The organism is Sphingomonas sp. FW306-1B-B10E, from assembly GCF_058782005.1.
Genome location: NZ_JBYSXG010000077.1, coordinates 1 through 13,748, shown reverse-complemented (window position 1 = coordinate 13,748; position 13,748 = coordinate 1). Strand labels below are relative to the sequence as shown.

Annotated in this window: 15 protein-coding genes; 6 read left to right on the top strand and 9 right to left on the bottom strand. The window is 66.1% G+C overall.

Annotation, left to right across the window (positions count from 1 at the left end):
- The 7 genes from AC3WJI_RS20230 to AC3WJI_RS20200 form a co-directional block, all read right to left on the bottom strand.
- The coding region (locus tag AC3WJI_RS20230; RefSeq protein WP_492759102.1) for a hypothetical protein at nucleotides 1-237 on the bottom strand (237 nt) is incomplete at its 3' end.
- A gap of 49 nt (nucleotides 238-286) precedes the next feature.
- Entirely contained in the window at nucleotides 287-913 is a 627-nt protein-coding gene (locus tag AC3WJI_RS20225; protein WP_492759101.1) for a glutathione S-transferase family protein, read from the bottom strand.
- Nucleotides 914-965: 52 nt separating this feature from the next.
- On the bottom strand, nucleotides 966-1,826 hold the full coding sequence (locus AC3WJI_RS20220; RefSeq protein WP_492759100.1) for a dienelactone hydrolase family protein: 861 nt from the start codon (nucleotides 1,824-1,826) through the stop codon (nucleotides 966-968).
- A gap of 83 nt (nucleotides 1,827-1,909) precedes the next feature.
- A complete protein-coding gene (locus AC3WJI_RS20215; RefSeq protein WP_492759104.1) occupies nucleotides 1,910-2,575 on the bottom strand; it encodes a cell cycle transcriptional regulator TrcR in 666 nt (221 codons plus the stop codon).
- Between the two features lie 146 nt (nucleotides 2,576-2,721).
- Complete coding sequence (locus AC3WJI_RS20210) at nucleotides 2,722-3,744, bottom strand: glycosyltransferase family 4 protein (RefSeq protein WP_492759099.1); 1,023 nt, start codon at nucleotides 3,742-3,744, stop codon at nucleotides 2,722-2,724.
- A gap of 23 nt (nucleotides 3,745-3,767) precedes the next feature.
- Nucleotides 3,768-4,643 carry a UDP-2,3-diacylglucosamine diphosphatase gene (locus AC3WJI_RS20205; RefSeq protein ID WP_492759098.1) on the bottom strand — a complete coding sequence of 292 codons (876 nt, stop codon included), beginning with the start codon at nucleotides 4,641-4,643 and terminating at the stop codon, nucleotides 3,768-3,770.
- A gap of 102 nt (nucleotides 4,644-4,745) precedes the next feature.
- A complete protein-coding gene (locus AC3WJI_RS20200) occupies nucleotides 4,746-5,363 on the bottom strand; it encodes a glutathione S-transferase family protein (RefSeq protein WP_492759097.1) in 618 nt (205 codons plus the stop codon).
- 166 nt (nucleotides 5,364-5,529) lie between these two features.
- On the opposite strand from AC3WJI_RS20200, the gene AC3WJI_RS20195 reads away from it, so the two are divergent.
- Nucleotides 5,530-5,970, top strand: a complete 441-nt coding sequence (locus tag AC3WJI_RS20195) for a hypothetical protein (protein ID WP_492759096.1) — start codon at nucleotides 5,530-5,532, stop codon at nucleotides 5,968-5,970.
- Between the two features lie 30 nt (nucleotides 5,971-6,000).
- On the opposite strand, the gene AC3WJI_RS20190 is transcribed toward AC3WJI_RS20195, so the two are convergent.
- Nucleotides 6,001-6,999, bottom strand: coding sequence for an NAD(P)H-quinone oxidoreductase (locus AC3WJI_RS20190; protein WP_492759095.1), 999 nt, complete (start codon nucleotides 6,997-6,999; stop codon nucleotides 6,001-6,003).
- Nucleotides 7,000-7,076: 77 nt separating this feature from the next.
- On the opposite strand from AC3WJI_RS20190, the gene AC3WJI_RS20185 reads away from it, so the two are divergent.
- On the top strand, nucleotides 7,077-7,274 hold the full coding sequence (locus AC3WJI_RS20185; RefSeq protein WP_492759094.1) for a DUF1192 domain-containing protein: 198 nt from the start codon (nucleotides 7,077-7,079) through the stop codon (nucleotides 7,272-7,274).
- A gap of 138 nt (nucleotides 7,275-7,412) precedes the next feature.
- Nucleotides 7,413-9,731, top strand: a complete 2,319-nt coding sequence (gene clpA, locus AC3WJI_RS20180) for an ATP-dependent Clp protease ATP-binding subunit ClpA (protein WP_492759093.1) — start codon at nucleotides 7,413-7,415, stop codon at nucleotides 9,729-9,731.
- 363 nt (nucleotides 9,732-10,094) lie between these two features.
- Here the strand turns inward: clpA and AC3WJI_RS20175 are convergent, their stop codons facing one another.
- Entirely contained in the window at nucleotides 10,095-10,523 is a 429-nt protein-coding gene (locus AC3WJI_RS20175; RefSeq protein WP_492759092.1) for a UrcA family protein, read from the bottom strand.
- A 250-nt stretch (nucleotides 10,524-10,773) separates the two neighbouring features.
- Here AC3WJI_RS20175 and AC3WJI_RS20170 point away from each other — a divergent pair, with 250 nt between their 5' ends.
- The 3 genes from AC3WJI_RS20170 (at nucleotide 10,774) to AC3WJI_RS20160 (ending at nucleotide 13,666) form a co-directional block, all read left to right on the top strand.
- On the top strand, nucleotides 10,774-11,883 hold the full coding sequence (locus AC3WJI_RS20170) for a sensor histidine kinase (protein ID WP_492759103.1): 1,110 nt from the start codon (nucleotides 10,774-10,776) through the stop codon (nucleotides 11,881-11,883).
- Nucleotides 11,880-12,683 (top strand): LytR/AlgR family response regulator transcription factor, encoded by an 804-nt coding sequence (locus AC3WJI_RS20165; protein ID WP_492759091.1) that lies wholly within the window; start codon nucleotides 11,880-11,882, stop codon nucleotides 12,681-12,683. The genes AC3WJI_RS20170 and AC3WJI_RS20165 overlap by 4 nt, the downstream gene beginning before the upstream one ends.
- Before the next feature lie 233 nt (nucleotides 12,684-12,916).
- The gene (locus AC3WJI_RS20160) at nucleotides 12,917-13,666 is read left to right on the top strand and encodes an isocitrate lyase/PEP mutase family protein (protein WP_492759090.1); all 750 of its coding nucleotides are present in this window, start codon (nucleotides 12,917-12,919) and stop codon (nucleotides 13,664-13,666) included.
- Nucleotides 13,667-13,748: the final 82 nt, after the last annotated feature.

Genomic DNA, 13,748 nt, shown 5'->3' with positions numbered 1-13,748 from the left:
CGCCTGCCCCGCCCCGCCCGCCGCCGCCCGCGCCTGGTTCGAACATTGTCCGGCGAGGAGCAGCAGGACCAGCATCGACGCCGCGGCGAGCGGCCAGCGCACGAACGGCACGCCGCGCTTTCGCGCCAGCCGATTGCCGAGAACATAGCCGAGCGCGAGGATTCCGCCGTACAGCAGCAAATATCCCAACACGGTTCCGGCCGTGTGGCCGGCGCCATAGGTCGCCGATTGCTCCATCCCCCGCTCCCTTCCGCTGACGCCCGCGTTCAGATGCGCTGCGAACCGGTCAGGCCGGCGCCTGCTCGCCGGCCAGCGCGTCGTCCTTCTCGCCAGCCCGGAGATAGGCTTCGCGCCCGTTCAATCGCGCGAAATAGGCCTGGAAGGCGTCGCGCTTGGGCAAGGTGCCGAACAGCAGTCCCCAGCCCACCGCCGAGCCGACATAGACGTCGGCCGCGGTAAAGCGCTCGCCAGCGATATAGGGATGCGCCGAGACCGCCGCCTCGAGCACGTCGACCGTCGTCGCATAATCGCCATAACCGAACATGCGCGACTGCTCGGGCGATGGCTCGAACTTGGCAGCATAATTGGTCACCGCCTGTTCGACCGGACCGGCAGCGAAGAACAGCCAGCGGAAATAATCGGCGCGCTCCTCCGGCTGCGGCGCGAGCCCCGCTTCGGGGAACGCCTCGGCGAGATAGGCGCAGATCGCCGCGCCCTCGGTCACCACCTTGCCGCCATGGACGATCGCCGGGACCTTCCCCATCGGATTGACCGCGCGATACTCGGCGCTCTTCATCCGGCTGGCATAATCGACGAGCTCGACGCGATAGTCCGCGCCGGTCTCTTCGAGCATCCAGCGCGCGATGCGGCCGCGCGACTGCGGATTGGTGTAGAAAATCAGATCGCTCGACATCATCGTTCCCCGACTCAGTGAGAACATTACGTGAACGAATCGGGCGCGCGCGTCAAGCGAGCGCGGTGTGAAACAGCGCGAGCAGCCGCTCCCACGCGCGATCGGCCTGGGCGTGGTCGTAGACCTTGCTGTCGGGTGGGCACCAGCCGTGCATCGTGCCGGAATAGACTTCGATCTCGGCGGGTCGCCTGGCGGCGGCGAAGGCGGCGCGCAGCTTGTCCTTGTCGCCCGGCGCACGCGCGTCGTCATTGGCGGCGATCGCGATGAGGAAGCGCGCCTTCATTTGGGGCACGCGCGCGATCAGGTCGGCGTCGGCGAGCCCGCCGCCATGGAAGGTCGCGCCTGCCCGCACCCGCGCCGGCGATCCCGCCGCCGTGAGCATCACCATCGGCCCGCCCATGCAATAGCCGGTGCTGCCGATGCCGCGCTTGCGGTCGACCTCAGCCTGGCGGTCGATCCAGGCGACGAAGGCCGCGGCATCGCGCGTGGTGGCGTCGGGGGTGAGCAGCTTGCGCCACGGCCCGACCTTGGCTCCCAATGCCTCGTCGAAGCCCTGGCCCGGCGTGACGAACGGCGTCCTGGTCGAGCGGTAGAATTGGTTGACGGTGAGCACCGCATAGCCCGACTGGGCGAGACGGTCGGCCATCTGGCGGAAGGCGGGGCGCAATCCGAAGATGTCCGGCCAGACCAGGACGGCGGGATGCTTGCCGCCGACCGGCGCGACGAAATAGGCATCGGCGGTGCCGTCGGGCGTGGTGATCGTAACGTCGCGGCCGCGGACCGCCAGCGCATTGGCCGGCACCGGGAGCAGCACCGCAACACCAGCGGCGGCAGCGGCTGCCCCGAAGCCGCGGCGCGTCATCGCATCGCCGAGAAAGCGTTCATTGTCGGCTTCGGTCAGATCGTCACACATGCGGCATCTCCCTTGCGCGGCTCAGCGAGTCGCCCTGGGAAGCTACACGCGTGGCCGTCCCGCGTCATGCGGGACGGTGCGACTTACTGGCGGAACAGCGTCTCGGCGGTGTGCTCGATCGGGCCGGTCGCTTCTTCGCCACCCTCGCCTTCCGCCGCATTGGCGGCGGCGGTGCGCTCGGCGCGAAGCTGCTCGAGCAGCGCCTCGCGGTCGCCCTCGAGGCGGGTGTCGGTCGGCGCCTCGATGCCCGCGGCCTTGGCGGCCTTGGCGACCAACGCGTCCAGCTCGCGCTGCGAAGCGAGGCCGAGCGTGACCGGATCCTTAGGCGTGATGTTGGCGATGTTCCAGTGGCTGCGGTCGCGGATCGCGGCGATCGTGGTGCGGGTGGTGCCGATCAGCTTGCCGATCGCGCCGTCCGAGATCTCGGGATGGTTGCGCAGGATCCACGCAATGCCGTCGGGCTTGTCCTGGCGCTTCGAGACCGGCGTGTAGCGCGGCCCCTTGGTGCGGCGGATCTGCTCGGGGCCCTTAAGCATCTTGAGGCTGTAATCGGGATTGGCCTGGCCCTTCTCGATTTCCTCCATGGTGAGCTCGTGCGCGCGCACCGGATCGCGCCCGGTCAGCTTGGCCGAAGCGGTATCGTCGGCGATCGCCTGGATCTCTAGGATGTGGAGCCCGCAGAACTCGGCGATCTGCTCGAACGAGAGCGACGTATTGTCGACCAGCCAGGAAGCGGTCGCATGCGGCATCAGCGGCTGGGCCACTTTTCGTCTCCAGAAACAATAAGGGCCGCCCATCACGGGCGGCCGACTAATGGTCAGGACTTAATGCGGGACGCGGTGGGAGGCAAGGCATTCGTGGAAAAGGCGCGATGCGCCGCACGCGCACCCGAAACTCAGGCGGCGGCCTCGTGATCGTCGAACGAATAGAGCGCGTTCAGGAACTGGTGTGCGCTCGCTTCCCAGGTGAAGCTGCGGCCATAAGCCTGGCAGGCCGCGGGATCGCGGGTGAGCGCCGCGGCGATGGCGGCGGTGAGGTCTTCGTCCATCGCGCCGACCGCGGGGGTGAGCACGTCGATCGGACCCGTCACCGGATAGGCGGCGACGGGGACGCCGCAGGCCAGCGCCTCGATCATCACCAGCCCGAAAGTGTCGGTCTTGCTCGGGAAGACGAAGACATCGGCAGCGGCATAGGCCGAGGCGAGCGCATCGCCGAACATCGGGCCGAGAAACTTGGCCTCGGGGAAGCGCGCCTCGAGCGTCGCCCGCGCCGGGCCGTCGCCGACCACGACCTTGGTGCCGGGATGCGTGGTCTTGAGGAACGCCTCGAGATTCTTCTCGATCGCGACGCGGCCGACATAGAGCTGCACCGGGCCCGGCAGGTCTGCCATCGCCGGATGCGGCGGCAGGCCGGGGCGGAAGCTGGCGAGATCGACGCCCCTGCCCCAATGCTTCACCTTGGTCAGGCCGTGCGCGACCAGCGATTCGCGGATCGACGGCGTCGAGGCGAGGATCGCCTGGCTCGGCGCATGGAACCAGCGGATATAGCGCCAGATCCACTCGGCCGGCACGCCCGAGCGCGCCGAAACATAATCGGGGAACTGGGTGTGATAGGCCGTGGTGAACGGCATGTCGTTGCGCAGACACCAGCGCCGCGCCGCGACGCACAGCGGGCCTTCGGTGGCGAGGTGGATCGCGTTGGGGCGGAACGCCTCGAGCATCGCGCCGACGCTGCCGGTGCTGGCGAGCGCGAGGCGAATCTCGGGATAGGTCGGGCACGGCAGCGAATAGAAGCGATCGGGCGAGATCACTTCGACGCGGTGTCCCTGCGCCTCCAGCACCCGGCGCACCGATTGGAGCGTACGGACGACGCCGTTGACCTGGGGCTCCCAGGCATCGGTTACGATTGCGATGCGCACTTCGTCGGCTCCCGTCGCCGCCGTCACGCCGCCTCTAGTCTGGCCCCGGATTCGGGCGCATCGCGCGCCGCTATCTCGTCGGCCCAATGGAGAATTTCCATGGTACCGTCGTAGTGTTCGACGAGCGCGGTGCAACCCTCCACCCAATCGCCGTCATTATAATATTCGACGCCCTGGATCGTGCGCATCTCGGCCTTGTGGATGTGGCCGGCGATCACGCCGTGGATCCCGCGATGCGCCGCCTCGTGCGCGACGACCTCTTCGAACCTCGAAATGAACGAGACCGCGTTCTTGACCTTCTGCTTGGCGTATTTGCTGAGCGACCAATAAGGCAGGTTGAACAGGCGACGGACGCTGTTGAGCCAGCGGTTGAGCGCCATCATGCCCTCGTACGCGGCATCGCCGAGATGCGCGAGCCAGCGGTGCGACATGGTGATCGCGTCGAACTCGTCGCCGTGCAGGACGAGCAGCCGCTTGCCGTCGGCGGTCTCGTGGATCGCCTGGCGGAGGATCTCGACCCCGCCGAAATTGAGGCCGGCGAACTGGCGGAACATCTCGTCATGGTTGCCGGGAATGTAGACGATCCGGGTGCCGCGCTTGGCCCGCTTGAGCACGCGCCAGACGATGTCGTTGTGCGCCGCGGGCCAATAAAGCCGCTTCTTCATCGCCCAGCCGTCGATCATGTCGCCGACGAGGTACATCGTCTCGCTGTCGACATGGTCGAGGAAATCGATCAGCATCTCGGCGTTGCAGCCGCGCGTGCCGAGATGGACGTCGGAGATCCACACCGTGCGATATTGCCGGCGCCCGGCGATCACCCGCTCGGGGATCGTCGGCTGGGTCGCATGGAAGTCCGCGAAGTGCGCTGCGTCGAACGGAAGCCTGGTGATCGTCGCCATGATCATTCCCCCGGGAGCTTGTCCTGGGGAGGCCCTACATGGAGATTGTTACAACTAGAATCGTGGCGGGCCGTCGTCCCGGCGCACGCGGGATGACGGGTCTCAGGCGGTGATCGGAATATGCGCCGGATGGCTCGCCACGCGCGCCAGCCAGGCGCGGACATTCGGGAAGGGCTGGAGATCGAAGCCGCCCTCTTCGGCGACATGCGTATAGGCGTAAAGCGCGATGTCCGCGAGGGTGAGCCGGTCGAGGACGAAGAAGGCGCGATGCGCGAGATGCTCGTCCATCAGCGCCAGTGCCGCCTCGCCCGCCGCGACCTTGCCGGGCAGTTGCGCGCGCTGGAGATCGGTCAGGTTCGCGTCGCCGACCAAGGTCCGCCAGAAGCGCACCGTCGCGATGTTGGGTTCGTGGTTGTACTGTTCCCAGAACAGCCAGCGCAGCATGTCGGCGCGTTCGAAGCGGTCGGCGGGGATCAGGTCGCTGCCGTCGGCGATGTAGAAGGCCGCGGCGTTGCTTTCGGGGAGGAAGTCGTCGCCGGTCTGGAGCACCGGAATCCGGCCATTGGCGTTGACCTCGCCCAGGAACTCGGGCGTGCGCGTCTCGCCCTTGAGGATGTCGTATTGGCGCCGCTCGAGCGGCAGCCCGACATGTGCCGCGGTGAGGCGGATCTTGTAGCAATTTCCCGACGGCGCATACTCGTGGAGTACGAACGGACCCATGATCTTCCCCCTATCTGGCGCGCGCCTTTCTGCGGCCCTGGGGCCTCGCGTCAAACAAATTGGCGTCCGCCGGCGACAAGCCTGCCTTATGTCCGGCTTAACAAATCATTGCCACGCCGCCGGTCGCGCCCCTCGCCCCGCTATAAGAGTCGCGAGGAGTGATCGAATGACATTGCAGGATCTTTACGCGGAACATCGTGAGCTCTTCCGGCTGGGCGAAGCGCTGATCGAGGCCGCGACCTTCGATCCGCCGCGCATGCCCGAGCTGGTCGAGGCGCGCCGCGCGATCTCGCAAGCGGTCGCCCGGCATTTGGGCAACGAGGCGCGGCTGGCGCTGATGCCGCTGGGCGCGAGCCCCGATCCTTATCACCGCGCGCTCGCCCGCCGCTATACCAGCGACCTCTTGTCGATGCGCCAGTCGGGCATCGCGCATATGGGCCGCTGGACGATGGAGACGATTCCCGACGACCCGCGCGAATACCGCCTCGCGGTGCGCGCGCAGATGCGGATGATGGCGACGCGGCGCGATTGGGAAGAGAGCGAATTCCTTCCCGCCGCCGAGCGGCTCGCCGCCGGCGCCCGCCCGCTGCTGCGCGCGGTGGGGTGAGATTATCCTCACCCGCCGGGGGACGAAAAATCAATCCAGCGTCAGCACGATCTTGCCGACATGCTCGCCCGATTCCATCCGGCGATGCGCCTCCGCGGCGTCGGCGAGCGGATAGGTCGAGTCGATCACCGGCTTCAGCCGCCCCTGCTCGACGAAGGGCCAGACCGTGCGAACGAGCTCGTCGGCGACCAGGCTCTTGAACCCGGTGTCGCGCGCGCGGAGCGTCGAGCCGGTGAGCACCAGCCGCTTGCGCATCACCTGCCACAACGGGATCGTCGCCTCGGCGCCGCGCTGGACCGCGATCGAGACGTGGCGCCCGTCCTCGGCGAGGCATTCGAGGTTGCGCGGGACATAGTCGCCGCCGATCATGTCGAGCACGATGTCGACGCCGCGGCCGCCGGTGATGTCCTTCACCCGCGCGACGAAATCCTCGGTCTTGTAGTTGATCGCCTCGGCGGCGCCGGCGGCGCGCGCGGCTTCGCACTTGGCGTCGGACCCCGCGGTGACCAGCACGGTCAGATGGAACAGCCGCGCCAGCGCGATCGCCATCATCCCGATCCCGCTCGTCCCGCCATGGACGAGCAGCCAGTCGCCGTCCGCTGCATAGGCGCGCTCGAACACGTTGGTCCACACGGTGAACAAGGTCTCGGGCATCGCCGCCGCCTCGATCAGCGTCAGCGCGGCGGGGACCGGCAGGCATTGGCCGAGCGGCGCGACGACATATTCGGCATAGGTGCCGCCGCTGACCAATGCGCAGACCGACTGGCCGAGCAGCTCTTCCGCCACGCCGGTGCCGAGCGCGACGATCTTTCCCGCCGCTTCGAGCCCGAGGATCGACGGCGCCCCCGGCGGCGGCGGATACAACCCCATGCGCTGCATCAGCTCGGGGCGATTGACCCCCGCCGCGGCGACCTTGATCAGCACTTCGCCTTCGCCGGGCATGGGAACCGGTCGCGTGACGGGGACGAGGATTTCGGGGCCGCCCGGCTGTGCGGGATCGATCGCCAACATCGTTTCGGGGACGGTCATCAGTTGGTCGCTTTTCGCCCTCGGTAGAAACCCGGGGCCTTATTGACATCGCTCCGGCCAGGGTCAACGTTCGCTGCATGGACGCCGACGAAAATCTGCCGCGTCGCAAGGACGACCTTGCCGCGCAGCTGGGCAAGCAGGATCTCGACCCGCTTTCGGTCGACGAACTGAACGAACGCATCGCCCTGCTGGAAAGTGAAATCGCGCGGTGCAGAAGTAAAATTAAACATGCCGTTAACCACCGCGCAAGCGCGGACGCTCTATTTAAGAGATGAGCGTGTACGCATTGGAGCACGGGCGAAACGCCGGTTTTCTCCGATGCGAGGGTGGCATGCTTGATGCGAGCCCCGGCCATCCCGACATAATGGCAAACGGGTCGCGTATCCTTTCGGGCCCACTGGAGTTGTATCCGAATGCCTAGTTTCGCCTCCGCCCTCGAATCGACCCTCCACAAGGCGCTCGAGGCCGCTTCGTCCCGCCGCCACGAATATGCGACGCTCGAACATCTCCTGCTCGCGCTCGTCGACGACGAGCACGCCTCCAAGGTGATGAGCGCGTGCGGCGTGGATCTCGGCGAGATCAAGAATACCGTCGCGCATTATCTCGACACCGAGCTCGAGGCGCTGAAGGTCGAGAATTCGACCGATCCGTCGCCGACGAGCGGCTTCCAGCGCGTTGTCCAGCGCGCGATCCTTCACGTCCAGTCTTCGGGCCGCGACGAAGTCACCGGCGCCAACGTCCTCGTCGCCTTGTTCAGCGAGCGCGAGAGCTATGCCGTCTATTTCCTCCAGCAGCAGGATATGAGCCGGTTGGACGCAGTGAGCTTCATCAGCCACGGCGTCGGCAAGGGATCGACTCCGGCAGAGACCAGCACGCCCAAGGGCGCCGAAGAGGAAAAGGCCGCCAAGTCCGAGACCAAGTCGGGCAAGGGGGAGAGCGCGCTCAAGCAGTTCACCGTCGATCTCAACGAGAAGGCCAAGGCCGGCAAGGTGGATCCGCTGATCGGCCGCGGCCCCGAGGTCGACCGCACGATCCAGATCCTCTGCCGCCGCAGCAAGAACAACCCGCTCTATGTCGGCGATCCGGGCGTCGGCAAGACGGCGATCGCCGAAGGCCTCGCGCGCAAGATCGTCGAGGGTCAGGTGCCCGACGTGCTCAAGGAAGCGGTGATCTATTCGCTCGACATGGGCGCCTTGCTCGCCGGCACGCGCTATCGCGGCGACTTCGAAGAGCGCTTGAAGCAGGTGGTCAACGAGCTTGAGAAGCTGCCCCACGCGGTCCTGTTCATCGACGAGATCCACACGGTGATCGGCGCGGGCGCGACCAGCGGCGGCGCGATGGATGCGTCGAACCTGCTCAAGCCGGCATTGTCGGGCGGGACGATCCGCTGCATCGGCTCGACCACCTACAAGGAATTCCGCAATCACTTCGAGAAGGACCGGGCGCTGCTCCGGCGCTTCCAGAAGATCGACGTCAACGAGCCTTCGGTTGAGGACACGATCAAGATCATCTCGGGGCTGCGCTCGGCGTTCGAGGGGCACCACTCGGTCAAGTACACCCCCGACGCGATCAAGTCGGCGGTGGAGCTGAGCGCGCGCTACATCAACGACCGCAAGCTGCCCGACAAGGCGATCGACGTGATCGACGAGGTCGGCGCGATGCAGATGCTGGTGGCGCCGAACAAGCGCAAGAAGGTGATCACCACCAAAGAGATCGAGGCGGTCATCGCGACGATGGCGCGCATCCCGGCCAAGTCGGTTTCGTCGGACGACACCCGCGTCCTCGCCAATCTCGAGCTCGACCTCAAGCGGGTCGTGTTCGGGCAGGACAAGGCGATCGAAGTGCTCAGCTCGGCGATCAAGCTCAGCCGTGCCGGCCTGCGCGACCCCGACAAGCCGATCGGCAATTACCTGTTCTCGGGGCCGACCGGCGTCGGCAAGACCGAAGTCGCGCGCCAGCTCGCCGAGATTCTCGGCATCCCGCTCCAGCGCTTCGACATGTCCGAATATATGGAGCGGCATTCGGTCAGCCGCCTGATCGGCGCGCCTCCCGGCTATGTCGGCTACGACCAGGGCGGCCTGCTCACCGACGCCGTCGACCAGCAGCCGCATTCGGTGCTGCTGCTCGACGAGATCGAGAAGGCGCATCCCGACCTGTTCAACATCCTGTTGCAGGTGATGGACAACGGCAAGCTCACCGACCACCACGGCAAGACGGTCGATTTCAGGAATACCATCCTGATCATGACCACCAATGCCGGCGCGTCGGACATGGCCAAGGAGTCGATCGGCTTCGGCGAGAGCAGCCGCGAGGACGTCCAGGAAGAGGCGGTGAAGAAGCTCTTCACGCCGGAATTCCGCAACCGCCTCGATGCGATCGTGCCGTTCGACTATCTGCCGACCGAAGTGGTGGCGCGCGTGGTGGACAAGTTCATCCTCCAGCTCGAGCTCCAGCTGTCGGACCGCGGCGTCCACATCCAGCTCGACGACGATGCCAAGACCTGGCTGACCGCACGCGGCTATGACAAGCTATACGGCGCGCGCCCGATGGGCCGGCTGATCCAGGAGAAGATCAAGCAGCCGCTCGCCGAGGAATTGCTATTCGGCAAGCTCGTCCATGGCGGCGAGGTGCAGGTGAAGCTGAAGGACAATGCGCTCGCCTTCGAAGTCACGCCGGCCGCGCCCAAGCCCAAAAAGGGCGGCAAGAAGGCCGAGAAGATCGCGGCGAAGTAAGCCTTCGGTTTGAGGAAAGAAGCGACGGGCTCGGGGGACATCCCGGGCCCGTTTCGCTTTGGCGATGCGGCGATCCCGGCAAAGCCCGTACGCGGATTCCCGGAATGGCGCCTGCCTGCGCGATCCACGACAAAGGAGGCAACCAGAAGGGAAACTCCTCGGTGTCGCTCAATTGGCTTCGTGCTTCCCGCCGCAAACCCGGCGCCGCGCAAACTGCTTCCCGCGCCGCGGCGGCTGCCCGTCGCAAACGCCGACTATGACCCCGTACGGGCGCCGTTCGAGGCCGAGTGCGGCTGAGCGGCGCTCCCCAGAGACAGCACATGCGTAAGGGCCTGGAGGCAACTCCGGGCCCTTTGCTTTCGCTCAATAGCGATAGACTGGCGCAGCCGGAGTGTGGACGATCACCACCGTCACCCCGCCGGCCGCAGGCACGCTCGGCCCGAACACCGGCTGATAGGCCAGCCGCGGCGCCGCGCAACCGCCCCAGCGGCACGTCTCGACCTCGGCGATCCGCTCCTCGGCCATCCGGCGCATCCAGACGTCGCGGTCGATCGCCCCGGCGACCTGGTCCTCGGTGCTCGCCCAGGCCTCGTCGCGGCAGTCGCGATCGTCCGCGCAGATCCGGTTGACCGCGCGGTGGATGCGCCGTGCCAACTCGTCCATCCCCGCCGGCTCAGACAGATCGAGCGCCGAGGCATCGACGCGAATCGAGCGGCGCTCATAATCGTGCGCACCCGCCGCGACTGGCAGAGCGAGCGCGACAAAAGCGAATAGCGAGCAGGCGAGTCTCATGGGTTGATCCCCGGACAGAGCTGGATCATAACGGCACCATAACGCTTCAAAAGCCCCCGGGTCGCACCGGACCGAAACATGTGTTCGTCCCAGAATAGGACGGAGAGACGACGTCAGCCGGGCTCGCCGACGATTTGGTTCGCCTATCACCCATCGGTGGAGGCCCGGGATGCGCCGCCTCTTTGCCGCGGCTCGCCGTGAGTGTTAGAGGGGCCGCGTGGCCAAGACAGTGGATACCGCGCAGCGGCTGATGCCGGGGCAAGTGAGTGCGCCACCCGTGCTCTCGCGTCCCTTTTTCGAAGACAAAGGGCGCGCGTTCTGGATGCTCCAGGCGGGCGGCTGGAGCGGCTACCTGCTGTTGCGCAGCGTCGTCTCGATCTCCAACGGCTTCGCGGTCGAGCGGATCATCGCCGCGATCATCGAGGCGATCGTCGGCTATTGCCTGACCTTGCTGCTCTCGACGCTCTACGGCTTCTACCGTCGGCTGCCGCGGATCACCGGCATCCTGCTGACGCTGACCACGCTCGGCCTCGCCACCGTGATCTATGCGGTGATCGACGCCTTCACCTTCTCGTTCATCCGCGAAGGTGACACCAGCGTCACGCTCGCGCTGGTCGTCGGCACGGTGTTCATCAACTTCACCGTGCTCGCGGGCTGGTCGGCGCTCTATTTCGGGATCAATTTCTACCTGATCGTCGAAGAGCAGATCGACCAGATGCAGCTGCTGGAGAACCAGGCCTCGTCGGCGCAGCTGGCGATGCTGCGCTACCAGCTCAACCCGCATTTCCTGTTCAACACGCTCAATTCGATCTCGACCCTGGTGCTGCTCAAGCAGACCGAGCGCGCCAATGTGATGCTCAGCCGGCTGTCGTCGTTCCTGCGCTACACCCTCGCCAATGAGCCGACCGCGCACGTCACGCTCAGCCAGGAAGTCGAGACGCTTAAGCTCTATCTAGAGATCGAGAAGATGCGCTTCGACGAGCGGCTGCGCACTCATTTCGACATCGATCCGCGCGTGTCCAAGGCGCGGCTGCCGTCACTGCTTCTCCAGCCGCTGGTCGAAAACGCGATCAAATATGCCGTCACGCCGCAGGAAGAGGGCGCCGACATCACCGTCACCGCTCGGCTCACCGGAGAACGAGTGCAGATCGCCGTATCCGACACCGGCCCCGGATTGATCGAAAGCAAACCACGGCCGACTCTCTCAACCGGCGTGGGGCTCGCCAACATCAAGGAGCGACTGGCGCAGACCTTTGGGCCTGACCATCGTTTCGAAACGACAACGAAACCCGGGGAAGGTTTCAGCGTTGAGATCGAGATACCGTTCCAGCTTGAGGAACCGAACCGAGAGGCCGCATGACCATCCGTACCATCCTCGTTGACGACGAACCCCTGGCGATCCAGGGGCTCGAGCTCCGGTTGCAGGAGCATGAGGATGTCGAAATCATCGACAAATGCTCCAACGGCCGCGAGGCCATCCGCGCGATCAAGACCCACAAGCCCGACCTCGTCTTCCTCGACATCCAGATGCCCGGCTTCGACGGCTTTTCGGTCGTCCAGGGGCTGATGGAAGTCGAACCGCCGCTGTTCGTGTTCGTCACCGCTTATTCCGACCACGCCATCCGCGCCTTCGAGGCGCAGGCGATGGACTATCTGATGAAGCCGGTCGAGCCGAGCCGCCTCGCCGACACGCTCGACCGCGTCCGCCAGCGGCTGACCGAGAAGCGCGGCGTCGAGGAAGTCGACCGGCTGAAGGAAGTGCTCGCCGAAGTGGCCCCCGACGCGGTCGAGGACATCGCCGCGGCCGACACCGGCGAAATGGCGTCGAACCGCTTCGAGAAGCTCATCAACATCAAGGATCGCGGCCAGATCTTCCGCGTCGACGTCGACACGATCGAGCGGATCGACGCTGCCGGCGATTACATGTGCATCTATACCGGAGACAACACGCTGATCCTGCGCGAGACGATGAAGGACCTCGAGAAGCGCCTCGACCCGCGCCGATTCCAGCGCGTACACCGCTCGACGATCGTCAATCTCGACCTGGTCCGCCAGGTCAAGCCGCACACCAACGGCGAATGTTTCCTCGTGCTCGATTCAGGTGCGAGCGTGAAGGTCAGCCGCAGCTATCGCGACGTGGTCGCCCGGTTCGTTCACTGATCGAGCTCCCTCTCCCGTCGGGAGAGGGTTGCGCAGACTTGGGCCCGCTTCTTCAGCGGGTCCTAGTCGGAGCTGGGTGAGGGGATCGCCCTTTCGATAGTTCGACTGCCCTCACCTAGCTCCGCTAGGCAGCAAGCTGCCAAGCTACACTACCTCTCCCACAGGGAGAGGAAAGGATTGACCTAATATCCGCGCATGATAGAACATTCCATGAACGAAATGGAGTTTCTACCATGACCAAATTCGATTCGTTCTCAGCGCTGCACGTCGCCGGCAACCCGCTCATCCTGTTCAACGTCTGGGACGCCGGCTCGGCCAAGGTCGCCGAGCAGGCCGGCGCGCGGGCGATCGCCACCGGCAGCGCCTCGGTCGCCACGGCGCACGGCGTGCGCGATGCCGAAGGCCTGCCGCTCGACCTCGCGCTCGCCAATGCCGCGCGCATCGTCGCCGCGGTCGATCTTCCGGTGAGCATCGACTTCGAAGGCGGTTATGCCGTCGAGGCGGACGCGCTCGCCGCCAATTTCGCCGCCCTTGCCGCGACCGGCGCGATCGGGTGCAATTTCGAGGACCAGGTGATCGGCGGCGAGGGCATGCACACGGTCGCGGTGCAGGCCGGGCGGATCGCGGCGGCACGGCGCGGTGCCGGGTCCGATTTCTTCCTCAACGCGCGGACCGACATCTTCCTCCAAGCCAAGTCCGATACCCATGATCAGGCCAAGGCAGATGCCGCAATCGAGCGCGCGCATGCTTATGCCGAGGCCGGCGCCAGCGGCTTCTTCGTCCCCGGTCTCGCCGATCTCGATTTGCTCGCCCAGGTCTGCGCCGCCTCGCCGCTGCCGGTGAATTTCATGGCCTTCCCCGGCGCGCCCGACGCCCGGGCCGTCGCCGCAGCAGGCGTCGCACGCATCAGCCACGGCCCCTTCCCGCATATGCTCGCGCTCAAGGCCTTCGAGGATGCGGCGAAGGAAGCGTTCGCGGAATAGGCGATCAGCAAGCCCCTCCCCCTTTAGGGGAGGGGCTGGGGTGGGGCCTGTCCGCGGGGGCTGGTCTCGGTGAGACATCCCC